15 protein-coding genes are annotated in these 12980 nt (G+C 59.9%); 5 read left to right on the top strand and 10 right to left on the bottom strand.

The features are described from left to right. Nucleotides 1–822 (top strand): LPS export ABC transporter ATP-binding protein, encoded by an 822-nt coding sequence (lptB, locus tag GOB86_RS05855; RefSeq protein WP_165991436.1) that lies wholly within the window; start codon nt 1–3, stop codon nt 820–822. Nucleotides 823–921: 99 nt separating this feature from the next. Here lptB and GOB86_RS05860 read toward each other — a convergent pair whose 3' ends face one another. Continuing rightward, nucleotides 922–1776, bottom strand: coding sequence for an MOSC domain-containing protein (locus GOB86_RS05860; protein ID WP_165991437.1), 855 nt, complete (start codon nt 1774–1776; stop codon nt 922–924). 21 nt (nt 1777–1797) lie between these two features. Next, entirely contained in the window at nt 1798–2091 is a 294-nt protein-coding gene (locus GOB86_RS05865) for a hypothetical protein (RefSeq protein WP_165991438.1), read from the bottom strand. 326 nt (nt 2092–2417) lie between these two features. On the opposite strand from GOB86_RS05865, the gene hpf reads away from it, so the two are divergent. Then, nucleotides 2418–3029 carry a ribosome hibernation-promoting factor, HPF/YfiA family gene (gene hpf, locus GOB86_RS05870; protein ID WP_165991439.1) on the top strand — a complete coding sequence of 204 codons (612 nt, stop codon included), beginning with the start codon at nt 2418–2420 and terminating at the stop codon, nt 3027–3029. A 91-nt stretch (nt 3030–3120) separates the two neighbouring features. Here hpf and GOB86_RS05875 read toward each other — a convergent pair whose 3' ends face one another. Together GOB86_RS05875 and GOB86_RS05880 are read right to left on the bottom strand one after the other, a co-directional pair. Then, complete coding sequence (locus GOB86_RS05875; RefSeq protein ID WP_165991440.1) at nt 3121–3387, bottom strand: hypothetical protein; 267 nt, start codon at nt 3385–3387, stop codon at nt 3121–3123. A gap of 19 nt (nt 3388–3406) precedes the next feature. Next, nucleotides 3407–3907 carry an Hsp20 family protein gene (locus GOB86_RS05880; protein ID WP_165991441.1) on the bottom strand — a complete coding sequence of 167 codons (501 nt, stop codon included), beginning with the start codon at nt 3905–3907 and terminating at the stop codon, nt 3407–3409. Between the two features lie 249 nt (nt 3908–4156). Between GOB86_RS05880 and def the strand changes: the two genes are divergently transcribed. Genes def through truA form a run of 3 tightly spaced genes read left to right on the top strand, consistent with a single transcriptional unit; the run spans nt 4157 to nt 6552 of the window. Then, on the top strand, nt 4157–4717 hold the full coding sequence (gene def, locus GOB86_RS05885; protein WP_165991442.1) for a peptide deformylase: 561 nt from the start codon (nt 4157–4159) through the stop codon (nt 4715–4717). Nucleotides 4718–4735: 18 nt separating this feature from the next. Then, on the top strand, nt 4736–5764 hold the full coding sequence (gene fmt, locus GOB86_RS05890; protein WP_165991443.1) for a methionyl-tRNA formyltransferase: 1029 nt from the start codon (nt 4736–4738) through the stop codon (nt 5762–5764). Next, the gene (truA, locus tag GOB86_RS05895; protein WP_165991444.1) at nt 5761–6552 is read left to right on the top strand and encodes a tRNA pseudouridine(38-40) synthase TruA; all 792 of its coding nucleotides are present in this window, start codon (nt 5761–5763) and stop codon (nt 6550–6552) included. Before fmt ends, truA begins: the two co-directional genes overlap by 4 nt. Before the next feature lie 83 nt (nt 6553–6635). Here the strand turns inward: truA and GOB86_RS05900 are convergent, their stop codons facing one another. The 6 genes from GOB86_RS05900 to yidC all read right to left on the bottom strand — a co-directional run bounded on the left by GOB86_RS05900 (nt 6636) and on the right by yidC (nt 12853). After that, nucleotides 6636–7259 (bottom strand): hypothetical protein, encoded by a 624-nt coding sequence (locus GOB86_RS05900; protein ID WP_165991445.1) that lies wholly within the window; start codon nt 7257–7259, stop codon nt 6636–6638. Beyond that, the gene (gene dapE / locus GOB86_RS05905; RefSeq protein WP_165991446.1) at nt 7256–8431 is read right to left on the bottom strand and encodes a succinyl-diaminopimelate desuccinylase; all 1176 of its coding nucleotides are present in this window, start codon (nt 8429–8431) and stop codon (nt 7256–7258) included. Before dapE ends, GOB86_RS05900 begins: the two co-directional genes overlap by 4 nt. A gap of 31 nt (nt 8432–8462) precedes the next feature. After that, nucleotides 8463–9311: a 2,3,4,5-tetrahydropyridine-2,6-dicarboxylate N-succinyltransferase gene (dapD, locus tag GOB86_RS05910; RefSeq protein ID WP_165991447.1), complete on the bottom strand. Its 849-nt coding sequence runs from the start codon at nt 9309–9311 to the stop codon at nt 8463–8465. A 140-nt stretch (nt 9312–9451) separates the two neighbouring features. Beyond that, complete coding sequence (gene argB / locus GOB86_RS05915; protein ID WP_165991448.1) at nt 9452–10369, bottom strand: acetylglutamate kinase; 918 nt, start codon at nt 10367–10369, stop codon at nt 9452–9454. 40 nt (nt 10370–10409) lie between these two features. Next, entirely contained in the window at nt 10410–11081 is a 672-nt protein-coding gene (gene yihA / locus GOB86_RS05920; protein ID WP_165991449.1) for a ribosome biogenesis GTP-binding protein YihA/YsxC, read from the bottom strand. Then, on the bottom strand, nt 11078–12853 hold the full coding sequence (gene yidC, locus GOB86_RS05925) for a membrane protein insertase YidC (RefSeq protein WP_165991450.1): 1776 nt from the start codon (nt 12851–12853) through the stop codon (nt 11078–11080). The genes yihA and yidC overlap by 4 nt, the downstream gene beginning before the upstream one ends. Nucleotides 12854–12980: the final 127 nt, after the last annotated feature.

Genomic DNA, 12980 nt, shown 5'->3' on the forward strand with positions numbered 1-12980 from the left:
ATGAACCGGGAAGTAAGCTGGACGTCCGAGGAAACTGTGCGCGAAGAAGTTATTGGTCTTGGCCCAGAACCCATTGACCTGAACGCCCCTCACAAGCCGGGGCACGGGCTGATCGCCCATAATATTGGCAAAAGTTATAAAAAACGTCAGGTGGTCAAGGATGTCTCGATCGAGGTGCATCGGGGCGAGGCCGTCGGGCTTTTGGGGCCAAACGGCGCTGGCAAGACCACCAGCTTTTACATGATTGTAGGGCTGGTCCAGCCCGATACCGGCACAATCACGCTGGATGGGGCTAACATTACCCAACTGCCCATGTACCGGCGCGCACGGCTGGGTATTGGCTACCTGCCGCAGGAAGCCAGCATTTTTCGTGGCCTGAATGTGGAGCAGAACATTATGGCCGCACTGGAGGTGGTCGAACCCGACCCCGACCAGCGGCAGGTCATGCTGGATGGGCTCCTGAACGAATTTGGCATTACCCGCCTGCGCCACTCCCCCTCTCTCGCCCTTTCCGGTGGGGAACGCAGGCGGCTGGAAATTGCACGCGCACTGGCCAGCCAGCCGCACTACATTCTGCTCGATGAACCACTGGCCGGGATTGACCCCATTGCCGTGGGCGAAATCCGCGACCTTGTCTCCCATCTCAAGGACCGTGGGATCGGGGTGCTGATTACCGACCACAATGTGCGTGAGACGCTGGAAGTTATTGACCGCGCCTACATCATGCATAGCGGGCAGGTGCTGATGCAGGGCGTGCCTGAAGAAATTGTCGCGCATGAGGACGTACGGCGTGTTTATCTGGGCGACAGTTTCTCGCTCTAACCCATGCCCCGATCGGCATCGTTCTGATGCAGACAACCGGAACCGGCCTGTCTGGCCCCCATAGTCCATGCGGATGCCACAGCGGCGGAATCCGGTTTTTCAGGCCTGTTTGCTACGCGTGTCCAGTAGGTTGGAAGGCCCTTCCTCCAGCACGCATGCTGTGTCCCCCACACTGATCAGCCCACCTTTTTCCACCACTGCATTCTGCGCGAACATGACCCCATCCCGTGTTCGCCTGAAACCGGCCAGTGTAGCCAGCGGCTCCCCCACAGCAGGGACCTGCGCCGTATTCTGGTCGATGGATGTGACCACGCAGCGCGAGCACGGGGCAAGCACACGCACCACAACCCCACCTCCAATAGACAGACGCCGCCACCCATCCTCAGCCCATGGCTGTTGGCCAGCAAGCACAATATTGGCCCTGAAGCGCGCCATGGGCACGCCCTGCCCCGCAGGCATGCGCGCGTTCAGGTCCTCCAAAGACGCAGTATTGGCCAGCAATAGCGGGTACCCATCCGCAAACGAGACAGGCCGCGCCTCCGCCCCCAACTGGCGGATGCGTGCCAGCTCTGGCCGATGCATCCATACCAGACGGCAAGGCTGCCCCAGTGCCTGCTCCAGCCATGCAGCAGCCGTCTCCCCCGCGTCCCGCGCCTGAACCTGATCTTTCCAGACCGTCACCAAAGCCATGGGGCTTTCCTGATCGGGAAAACGCACCGGGCAGGGGCGCATGCGCGCACGGGTGAGTGTCAGCCCCTCTGCTGTGGGAATGGGGGTGACCAGCGCCATGGCGCGGCAGGTACGCTGGGTTATAAATCGGCCATCGGGGTCCACCACCATCCACCGGCGGTCCCCCTCCAGCCCCCATGGGCTGACCATGGCCGTGGGGGGAGAGAGCCCATGCAACCCCTTGACCGGGTATATATGCAGGCTGGCAACGCGCAGTTCGCTCATACCTTACCTCCGCTGAGCAGCTTAGGGGCGGTGCTCCACGGAGCCGGGCAGAACTGGCGGCGCGGTTACTGCCAGCGGAGGGGCTGGCTGCATGGCAATGGGGGGCGAAGGGGGGGCTGGCGGTATGGGGGCTGCCACAACTGCCACGGGAATATCCACCCGTTCCATAATCGGGCGTATTTTCTGGTGTGCTACGTGCCACATAAAGCCGCCATACAGCGCCACAAGAGCGGCAAGGCAGCCCAGTTTGATCTGCCAGCCCCAGCCACGCGGCATTTTGGGCATATGCTCAGGTGGGGCGGAACGTAAAAGCATGGCGGGCAAGTATCCGGATTATAACGTGTAAGACCTGTTCCCTCCCTGTGTAGGCATAGGGTGGGGCTGGCGACAAGCCTGCCATGCGCCTTTATATTCCGCGCCAACAGGCCAAGCATGCAACCACCGGATAAAGCTCTGCATTATATCTGTAACAAAGGCATGGACATAAACACCCCGCCCATGCCCAAATGCAGGATGAAGCATTGCAGACCCTGCCTGCATTGTAACACTGGCAAGTCCACTGCCCTGCGGTGCCGCCTGAACGGACACCGCGCCGGTAGGGGGTGGTGGGCCTGCCTGCCAGTCGCAAGGAACGATGTCCTATGCATATTCAGGTTTCCGGTAAACAGATTGATCTTTCCGACGCCTTGAAACATCGGGTCAACACCCATCTGGGCAATCTTGCGGAACGATACTTTGATACAGGACTACAGGCGCAGGTGACCTTCGGCAAAGCCCGCTCCTTTTTTACGTGTGACATCAACGTCAAGGCCGGTCGCGGCCTGATCCTGCGCGGAGAAGGCGAGGCCGCAGACGCCAATGCCGCCTTTGATGACGCAGCCGAACACATTGCCAAGCGCCTGCGCCGTTACCACAAGCGCGTAACCTCCCACGCCCGCTCCACCACCCGGCAGGAACTGCCCGAGCGCGCACGCTCCTACGTGTTGCAGCCTGTGGAAGAACACGAACAGGACGACACCACCTCCACCACCCCGGTCACGGAGGAGGAAACATTTGCGACCATTATTGCCGAGCAGCCTGCGGACATTCCCGTTCTGTCCGTAGGGGAGGCCGTTATGCGGCTCGACCTTGCCGGGCAGAACTTTCTGCTTTTCCGCAATACGGCCAGCCGCCACATCAGTCTGGTTTACAGGCGCGATGACGGGAACATTGGCTGGCTGGACACAGCACCGCTGGAGGCCTCTGCTGCTTGAGCAACCACACCCCACCGGGTATTCCTCTACCCTCAACAAAAAAGGACCGGCGCAAACCGGTCCTTTTTTTATGCTCTGTAAAAATTACAGATTACTGGAGAGAGGCCGGAACCATGTCGTTCTGCACAATGGCGCCCCATGCGGTTTCCATGTCATCCACCACGGCCAGTAACGAACCGTCTGCTGCGTAAATAGCGCAGCCTTCCTCTCCATCCTCCAAGGTGGCCGGGCGCGTATAGGCAACCTTGCTCAGCCCAAGGGAACGGAACTGCATATCGGAAAGTTGCCGCACATCCGCCACATGTTCGGCCTGTGGCAGACCAGCTGGCATGTAACCACCCTGCATGCTGCTTTTCATTGCGTCCTCCTTCCGGGTTTTAACTACCGTCTACATCCATGACCGGATGCAGCATACGTGGCGTGGGCCGGGGCTTAACGCCTGAACCAGCAGCGCCCTGCCCTTTTTGCCCACCCTGCATGATCTCGATCTGCTTGACCCTCACCTCCGGCTGCGGGCGGAAAAGATCAATATGCAACAACCCGTTATCCAACCATGCACCGCCAATTTCTATTCCTTCGGCCAGCACAAAAGCCTTCTGGAACTGGCGGGAGGCAATACCGCGATGCAGATAAACGCGCTCTTCTCCCTCTTCCACCTGCCGACCACGGATCACAAGCTGGTTGTCCTCTTGTGTGATCTGGAGATCTTCCATCCTAAAACCGGCAACCGCAAGAGTAATACGCAGGCCGTTGGGGGCTATCTGCTCTATGTTGTAAGGGGGGTAGCCATCACCCGAACCCTTGCTGGCACGTTCCAACATCTGTTCCAGATGATCAAAACCCAAAAACATGGGCGAGCCAAAAAGCCTGCCTGACATTGTACAAGCCTCCTCCTTTCTGAGCGAGACGTATAAAACCGGACCCGCCTTGGCATCCGGTCCCTCCACGATATGGGATAGAGGCGGACACACGCAACCCTGTGTCCCGCGTCATTATGGTCTGATGGCCCAACACTGTGGTTTGCGCGCCATATTGTGGCGGCAAAGTGACAGATTTTTTGCGCCAGAACAGCTTTTAATGCCGTTTTATACTGGCATCCGCCACAACACGACGCTAAATCGGGCTGTATGACAAACGCAGCCCTGACAGACGCCGCATTTTCCGCTGCCTCGGATAAAGCGGCCCCTCTTACCATCCTGACGCCGCCCCACCCCGTGCTGCGCCAGAAAGCAAGACTGGTCAAACCTGAAGATATGGCAGAAATCCAAAAGATTCTGCCCGGCATGTTTGCCGCCATGTATCAGGCCCCCGGCATTGGGCTGGCTGCCCCGCAGGTTGGCCTGAGCCAACGCTTTGTTCTGATCGATCTGGGCGAAAAAGAAAACCGCGAGCCCATGATCCTGATCAACCCCGAAATTGTGGCCGAAACGGAAGAAATGTCCACGCGGGAGGAAGGCTGCCTTTCCCTGCCCAGCCAGTATGCCGAAGTGGTCCGCCCCGAAAAAGTGCGCGTGCGCTGGCACACCATCAATGGGGACAAGCAGGAGCGCGATGTGGATGGCCTGCTGGCCACCTGCATACAGCATGAGCTTGACCATCTGGATGGTGTTCTGTTCGTGGACCACCTTTCCGCCCTGCGCCGCAACATGATCCTGCGCCGTCTGGCCAAGGACCTGAAGCGCAACTAAGTGGAAAACCCCCGCCCGATGCGTCTTGTTTTTATGGGTACGCCAGATTTTGCCGTACCCGCCCTAAAGGCTCTCCATGCCGCGGGGCACGATATTGTTGCCGTGTATTCCCAGCCCCCCCGCCCCGCCGGACGGGGCAAAGCCTTGCGCGCATCCCCCGTGCAGCAAGCCGCGCAGGAGCTTGGCCTGCCAGTGCGCCACCCCCTCTCGCTCCGCAACAATATGGAGGAATGGGAGGCATTTGCCGCCCTGCGCGCCGATGCCGCCATTGTGGCCGCTTACGGGCTGATCCTGCCCCAGACCATGCTGGACGCCCCCGCAATGGGCTGCCTGAACATCCATGCCAGCCTGCTGCCCCGCTGGCGGGGAGCATCCCCCATCCAGAGTGCGATCTGGGCGGGAGATACACAAAGTGGGGTAACCATCATGCAGATGGAAGCAGGGCTGGACACAGGCCCCATGCTCCTGCGTAAGGCCGTGCCCATTACAGCCCACACAACCGCCACCACCCTGCACGATGCCCTGAGCGCACTGGGGGGGAGCATGGTGCTACGTGTGTTGCAGGATTTTCCACCACCAACGCAGTCTGTGGCAGACACACAGGCACGCCTTGGTGCAAACCGCCCGGCGCGACAGATACAGCCAGATACGGGGGTCACCTACGCCGCCCGCCTGACACGTGAAGATGGACGCATTGACTGGGCACAGGACGCCACCGCAATTGACCGCCAGATTCGGGCCCTTACCCCATGGCCGGGCACGTTTACTACCCTCGCGGATGGCACCGTAATCAAAATTGGCGGGGGTCTGCCAATCCCCCCCCCAACAGGACCATCCGGCGGACCTGAACATTCCGCCGCGCAAGCCGCAGCCCCCGGCACAGTCGTGGATGACCAATTGAGCGTGGCATGTGGCACGGGCTTCATCCGCCTGACCCGCCTGCAACGGCCCGGTCGCGGCATGATGGAAGCTGATGCCTTCCTGCGCGGGCAACCCCTGCCTGCGGGCACACGCCTTGGTACCCTCCCCCCCAGCAATACGCCATGACCGACCCCGCCATCCAGCGTTGGGCTGTTCAACTGGAATATGACGGACGCGGGCTTGTGGGCTGGCAGCGGCAGGCTTCCGGCCTTTCCGTTCAGGCTTTGCTGGAAGAGGCTGCCTTCCGCCTTGCGGGCGGCAGAACCGTGCCCAGCATTACAGCCGGTCGCACGGATTCGGGCGTGCATGCTCTGGCACAGGTCGCGCATCTGGACTTCCCCGCAGATGCCCGTTTTTCCAGCTACTCCGTGCGGGAGGGGTTGAGCTACCACCTCAAACCCCATGCCGTTGTTGTGCTCAATGCGGCTCCCGTCAGTCTGGACTGGAGTGCACGGTTTTCCGCCACATGGCGGTCTTACCGCTACCGTATTCTCAACCGGCGCACACGGCCCGCACTGGCCGAGTGCCATGTGTGGCACGTTAAATCCCCACTTGATGTGCAGCGCATGCAAGAAGCCGCCAACATGCTGCTTGGCCTGCATGACTTTACATCCTTCCGCGCTGTAGCCTGTCAGGCCAACAGCCCCATCCGTACGCTGGACCAACTGGACATCACGCGGGAAGGGGACGAGGTGGTGGTCTTTGCCAAGGCCCGCTCGTTTTTGCACCATCAGGTACGCAACATGGTTGGAACACTTAAAAAAGTGGGGACTGGCGCATGGGAGCCAGAGCGGGTCGCCCATGCTCTGGCCGCGCGCGACCGTAGCGCGGCTGGCCCCACAGCCCCGCCAGATGGATTGTACTTAAACGGTGTTGGCTACGAGCCCGACCCGTTTGGCAATATGGCAGAATAGAACCGCACGCAAAAAATACGCCTGCTGGGCGATAAAGCATCCCCAGACTGTTGCATGGCCAGCAAGGTTGAAGGCGCGCGCCCTCAACCTGCTTTCATGTTCACCATGGGTTGAAGCAGGTCATTGATCACCATGTAATGCGGGGGCAACAGTGCCGCCAAAGCATACAGCGTGATCGATGCCAGCAGGATGGACACATACAGCAGTGCTGCGCGCCCACCCGAAATACCAAGGCCCACCTTGGCCACAAACCATTGCAGCCAGAGTTCATACGCCGCCGCACAGAGCGCCAGAGCGCCAATAAAAACCTGCTGGCGGGCGATATCGGGCGTAATCACAGCGGCAATAAGCGCACAGGCGAGCGAGATCAGCACCACAACCCAGCCACACCAGGTTGCCGCCGTAATATAACGCAGCCACAGCGCGCCGCGCCCCCAGCGGTGTGCATAAAAATGGGAAATAACCGCAGGCAGAAACAGCACGCACAAAGAAAGAAGCAGTTTGGTGGCTGACATAACCTTATCTGGCAGCAGGAATATCTGAATCCCCCCCACCAGTATGCAGGCCATCTGCGGTGCAAGGGCCGCGCCAAAAGCATCTGGCGTCCCTTCAAAACAGGCTAACCCCTCCCGCTTGCCAGCGGCCAACTGCAACATGCCCTGTAATATGCGACGAACCGCGCCTAACTTGCCAGTATCTGGAATCACGCCCCTACCCCTTTAAAGAAGGCTTCATAAATCCGGGTCAGCTTTTCCATGTCAGCAACGGCTGCATGTTCATCCACCTTATGAATACTCGCCCCGACCAGACCAAACTCCGCCACCGGGCAATACCGGGCAATAAAGCGCGCATCTGACGTGCCCCCCCCCGTATCCAGTTTGGGAGAAAGCCCCGTAACACTTGTGATGGCCTGTTGCAGCACCGCCATTTCCTCCCCCGGTGGGGCAAAAAAGGACTCGCCGCTAATATTAATATCAACATGCGACCGGGGCGCATGCTGGGAACACACGGTTTTTATCCAACCGGCAAGGTCTGCACCCGTATGCAGGTCATTGAACCGGATGTTCAGCCGAGCCTGCGCCCGCGCGGGAATCAGGTTGGTTGCGGTATTCCCCACGTCCAGACTGGTGACCTGAAGGCCGGAGGGTTCAAAATACTCCGAGCCATGGTCCAGTGGTGTGGCCCGCAGGGCATCCAGAACAGCGAGCAGCCGATGCACGGGGTTATCGGCCCGGTGTGGATAAGCCACGTGCCCCTGCGTACCCTCGACTGTAATATGGGCATTCAGGCTGCCCCGGCGGCCAACCTTGACCATCTCCCCCAAGGTCTGGGGGTTTGTTGGCTCCCCCACAAGGCAGTAGTCGGGAATGTGGCCGTGTGCGGCCATCCATTCCAGAACCTTTTGGGTGCCGTAGGTGGCTGGGCCTTCCTCATCCCCCGTAATCAGCAGGCTGATGGAACCACGGCCCATACCGGCCTGCACATGGCGGGCAATGGCCGCCACACAGGCGGCAATGCCGCCTTTCATGTCGCAAGCACCCCGGCCATAGAGCACGCCGTCCACAATATCGGCAGCAAACGGAGGATGCGTCCAATCGGACTCGTTGCCCGCAGGCACTACGTCGGTATGTCCGGCGTAGCAGATATGTGGAGCCCCCTCCCCCAGTCGGGCAAACAGGTTGGGGGTCCGCTCCGCTCCCTCGCCAAATGGCAGGTGCGTGACCGTAAACCCCAGACTGGCCAGCATGGCACCCAGCAGAAGCTGGGATTCACCGGGGTCGGGGGAGACCGAAGGCTGACGGATGAGCAACCGGGCCACAGCCACCGGGTCTGTCAGCGCCAGATCAGCGGGAAGTGGGCCTGATGTGCCTTTTGTCATACGTCAGTCTCGTCCTTTAGGCATTGGCGGTTCAGTCGCGCAGCAGTTCGTTGATAGAGGTCTTGGAGCGGGTCCGCTCATCAACACGCTTCACAATAACCGCGCAGGCCAGTGCCGGGTTGGGGCGACCATCCGGGCCAACCGGGTTGGAAGACGGCATGGTGCCGGGAACCACCACGGAATAGGCAGGCACGCGGCCCATGTAAATTTCGCCCGTTGCGCGGTCCACAATCTTGGTGGAAGCACCAAGGAACACACCCATGGACAAAACGGAACCCCGTTCCACAATAACACCCTCGGCCACTTCCGAACGGGCACCAATAAAGCAGTTGTCCTCAATAATGACCGGTGCAGCCTGCAACGGCTCCAGCACGCCACCAATACCCGCGCCGCCGCTGATATGGCAGTTTTTGCCAATCTGCGCACAGCTACCAACCGTTGCCCATGTGTCCACCATGGTGCCGCTGTCCACGCGGGCACCCACGTTGACAAAGCTGGGCATCAGCACGGCACCGGGAGCAATAAAGGCGGAGCGGCGCACAACAGCGCCCGGCACCACGCGGAACCCGGCCTTGTCAAACCGCGCCTGATCCCAGCCGGCAAACTTGAGAGGCACCTTGTCATACGCGGGAGCGCCAGCGGCACCACCGGGCTGAACAACACTGTCATTCAGACGGAAGGAGAGCAGCACGGCCTTTTTCAGCCATTCATGCACAACCCATCCATCTTCCTGCGGGGCGGCCACACGCAGGCGGCCAGAATCCAGCGCTTCAAGCGCTGCTTCAATGGCGTCACGGTCTTTGCCCACCGTTGCGGAAGAAATGCCGTCACGGCCTTCCCACAGGGTTTCAATATGAGCGCGGAGGGTTTCGTCTGTCATGGCATACCAATCAGAAACTAAGGAAAATTCAGCCCGGGCGACAGGCCCGCCCGGCAACAAAAGAGGATAAAGACCATGCGGACAGGGGCCTGTCCTGTCAACGCGGGTCTTATGCGGCGGCCCCTGCCCCGCGCGGACATTTACTCCGCGCGGATGAGCGTGCCCGAACCAGAGGCCGTGAACAGTTCCAGCAGGCAGGCATGGGGCATGCGGCCATCAATAATGACCGCCCCACGCGCGCCCCCCTGCACCGCCTCAATGCAGGTTTCCACTTTGGGGATCATACCGCCGGTAATCACTCCGTCCTCAATAGCCTGACGGGCCTGTGCTGCGGTCAGTTCGGGAATAAGGTTACCCTGCTTGTCCAGCACACCGGGTACATCGGTCAGCATCAGCAGGCGTGTGGCATGCACAGCACCCGCCACGGCACCGGCTGCGGTATCGGCGTTAATATTATAGGTCTCGCCGTCCTCACCAAGGCCTACGGGCGCTATAACCGGAATAAGGCCCGAACCGGACAGGGCGTAGATCACACGCGGGTCAACCTTGACCGGTTCCCCTACAAACCCCAGATCCAGCACGCGTTCGATCTGGCTATCCATATCCCGCACGGTACGGCGCATCTTGCGCGCGGTGATCATCTTGCCGTCCTTGCCCGAAATCCCGACAGCAAGAGCCCCGGCCTCGCAGATAAGCTCCGCCACCTGCTTGTTGACCGAACCGGCCAGAACCATTTCGATCACATCCACCACGTTGGCGTCTGTAACCCGCAGCCCGTCAATGAAGTGCGAGGGAATGTCCAGCCGCTTGAGCATCTGGTTGATCTGCGGACCACCCCCATGCACCACAACCGGGTTAATCCCCACCTGTTTGAGCAGGGCAATGTCCCGCCCGAAGGTCTTGGCCAGACCAATATCCCCCATGGCATGGCCACCATACTTGACCACAATGGTGTCCCCCGCGTAGCGCCGCAGGTATGGCAGGGCGTTAGCCAGAACGGCGGCCTCATGCACTGCATCATGCTTGGGGCCGGAAGAAGGGAGTCTCGGTTCAGTCATGCTCTGAAAATCCTGCCGTCGTCTGTCCGTTTTTTCCTGATCAGGTCAGGGCAAATTCTGCCAGTTCCGCCCGCAATGCCTCAATGCCCTGCCCGGTCTGGCTGCTAGTAAGAGAAAGATGCGGAAAAGCCGCCGCATGGCGTGCGATTTCGGCCTCCACATCGGCCTGCTTGCGTGCAAGGGCCGTGGGTTTAACGTCATCACACTTGGTCAGCACAACCTGAAAGCTGACCGCCGCGCGGTCGAGCAGTTTCATAACATCCTGATCATGCGTTTTCATTTCCACCCGTGCGTCCAGCAGCAGTACGACCCGGCGCAGGCTGGGCCGGCCTCGCAGGTAGTCGAACATCATTTCCTGCCAGTCTTCCTTTACGGACTTGGCTGCGCGGGCAAAGCCATAGCCGGGCATGTCCACCAGCATCAGGCGCTGAGCAAGGTCAAAAAAGTTCAACTGCTTGGTCCGCCCCGGCTCGGATGAGGCGCGCGCAAGCGTCTTGCGTCCTGTCAGGGCGTTGATCAGGCTGGACTTACCCACGTTGGAGCGCCCGGCAAACGCAATTTCCGGCAAGGTCTCCGGGGGCAGTTGCCCCAGCTTTTGCGCGCCAAAAACAAAGTCACAAGACCCGGCAAAAAGCCGCCGCCCTTCTTCCAGAGCGGCGGCGATGTCTGCTTCGTCCTTCAGTTCTCGGAAAGAAGGCTCTTGATACGTCATTTTTTGGCAACCAGTTGGGGCTTGGCGTCCGCCGCTTTGAGGCGACCCATGATGATAATCTGCTGGATGGCGGTCAGCACGTTGCTCCAGCAGTAATAAATGACCAGACCAACAGGCTGCCGCGCCATGAAGAACGTGAACAGCAGCGGAATGAACATCATCACCTTCTGCTGTGCGGGGTCCATGCTGGTGGAGCTTGCGCTGACCTTCTGCATGACAAACATGGTGGCACCATAAATGATCGGCCATGCGCCAAGCGTCAGCAACGGCAGGATCTGCGTGGGGTCAAACGGGATCAGACCGAACAGATTGAAAATATTGGTCGGGTCCTGCGCCGAAAGATCCTTCACCCAGCCCACAAAGGGAGCGTGACGCATTTCGATCGTGACGTACAGGTCCTTGTAGAGACACCAGAACACGGGGGCCTGAATGAACAGGGGCAGGAACCCGCCAAACAGGCTGACGTTCTCTTTGCGATACAGCATCATGATCTGCTGCTGCATCACCACCGGGTCATCCTTGTGGCGCGCACGGATCAGATCAACCTGCGGCTTCAGGCGGGAGGTCTTCCACGTCATACGCATCTGTTTGATGGTCAGAGGCAGGAAGGCCACCTTAACAATAACTGTAAAGGTCAGCAGGGCCAGACCAAAACTGCCCAGATGGCTGTTCAGCCAGTCCAGCACAAAAAACACAGGGCGGGTCAGGAAGGAGAGCCACCCAAAGTCCACGGCTTTCCAGAACATGGGAATGTGCAGGTCGTGTTCATACTGCTCAAGCAGCCGCACTTCCTTTGCACCAGCAAACACATGCGCCTGCGTGGAGACTGTCTGCCCAGCACCCACCTGCATGGGAGCCGTGGCGGTAAAGCCGACCTGATACTGCGTCTGCGCTGCCTGCCACGCATACGTGCCAACCACGCTGGACGCCTGATCGGGCACAATAGCCATCAGCCAGTATTTATCGGTAATCCCGGCCCAGCCGCCTGTGCCCTGATGGCTCCACGCCACGTTTTCGGGCGGAACGCCGTCGTTACGGACCGACTTGTAGGACCCTTCGTTCAGACGGCCATCAATGACCGAAATCGGGCCTTCATGCACCAGCATGCCGCCGGTTTCTTCGGGGGTGTAACCACGATTCACACGGTAGTAAGGGAAAAGAGCAACACTCTGGCCCGTTGCGTTGTGCACGCGCTGGGTCACGGTGAACATATAGTCCTTGTCCACCCCAAGGGCGACTTCGAACGTCAGCCCCTGCCCGTTATCCCAACTCAGCGTGATCGGGTGTTCCCCGTCCAACTGGGTGCCGGAGGCTTTCCACAATGTGCGGGCGTTGGGCAGTGCTACCGGCACGTCGGATGTTGCCGCACGCCAGCCGAAATCCACATAGTCCGCCCGTTTGGTGTCCACGGGGCTAAGAACACGCACATCCGGGCTGTTGGGCTTTACGGTCTCGCGGTACTGCTTGAGCACCAGATCATCCAGCCGGGCACCACGCAGGTTGATACTGCCCTGAACCGAGGGAGCATTGATGGCAATGCGGGTATCTGGCCCATCGGCCACATCCGCTGCTGGTGTGGCCGATGCAGGCTGCGCCGTGACCGCCTGCCCCGCAGACGCAGAGGAAGCCGCTGCCGGAGCCGCCTTAGAGGCCTCGGTCTGCGTGACCTGCTGTGCGGGCTGGTGAGCCGGAGCCTGGGGAAAGAAATAATCAAACCCGATAAGAACCAGAGCTGACAACAGTGTTGCCAGTATGAGACGTTTTGAATCCATGAGCTCTGGCCTACAGGCCCCCTGCACATAACAAAAATGGAAAACTCAACAACCACCCATAACGGCGGTCTTGAACGGCACAACCGTGTTCCAGCGCAGGATCGACAGGAATGCAAGACGGGACATT

It is taken from the genome of Acetobacter lambici (genome assembly GCF_011516885.1).
Taxonomy (GTDB): domain Bacteria; phylum Pseudomonadota; class Alphaproteobacteria; order Acetobacterales; family Acetobacteraceae; genus Acetobacter; species Acetobacter lambici.

Coding starts and splice junctions, on each gene's coding strand:
- lptB (WP_165991436.1), top strand. CDS start 1: ATGAACCGGGAAGTAAGCTGGACGTCCGAGGAAACTGTGCGCGAAGAA.
- GOB86_RS05860 (WP_165991437.1), bottom strand. CDS start 1,776: ATGAGCGAACTGCGCGTTGCCAGCCTGCATATATACCCGGTCAAGGGG.
- GOB86_RS05865 (WP_165991438.1), bottom strand. CDS start 2,091: ATGCTTTTACGTTCCGCCCCACCTGAGCATATGCCCAAAATGCCGCGT.
- hpf (WP_165991439.1), top strand. CDS start 2,418: ATGCATATTCAGGTTTCCGGTAAACAGATTGATCTTTCCGACGCCTTG.
- GOB86_RS05875 (WP_165991440.1), bottom strand. CDS start 3,387: ATGAAAAGCAGCATGCAGGGTGGTTACATGCCAGCTGGTCTGCCACAG.
- GOB86_RS05880 (WP_165991441.1), bottom strand. CDS start 3,907: ATGTCAGGCAGGCTTTTTGGCTCGCCCATGTTTTTGGGTTTTGATCAT.
- def (WP_165991442.1), top strand. CDS start 4,157: ATGACAAACGCAGCCCTGACAGACGCCGCATTTTCCGCTGCCTCGGAT.
- fmt (WP_165991443.1), top strand. CDS start 4,736: ATGCGTCTTGTTTTTATGGGTACGCCAGATTTTGCCGTACCCGCCCTA.
- truA (WP_165991444.1), top strand. CDS start 5,761: ATGACCGACCCCGCCATCCAGCGTTGGGCTGTTCAACTGGAATATGAC.
- dapE (WP_165991446.1), bottom strand. CDS start 8,431: ATGACAAAAGGCACATCAGGCCCACTTCCCGCTGATCTGGCGCTGACA.
- dapD (WP_165991447.1), bottom strand. CDS start 9,311: ATGACAGACGAAACCCTCCGCGCTCATATTGAAACCCTGTGGGAAGGC.
- argB (WP_165991448.1), bottom strand. CDS start 10,369: ATGACTGAACCGAGACTCCCTTCTTCCGGCCCCAAGCATGATGCAGTG.
- yihA (WP_165991449.1), bottom strand. CDS start 11,081: ATGACGTATCAAGAGCCTTCTTTCCGAGAACTGAAGGACGAAGCAGAC.
- yidC (WP_165991450.1), bottom strand. CDS start 12,853: ATGGATTCAAAACGTCTCATACTGGCAACACTGTTGTCAGCTCTGGTT.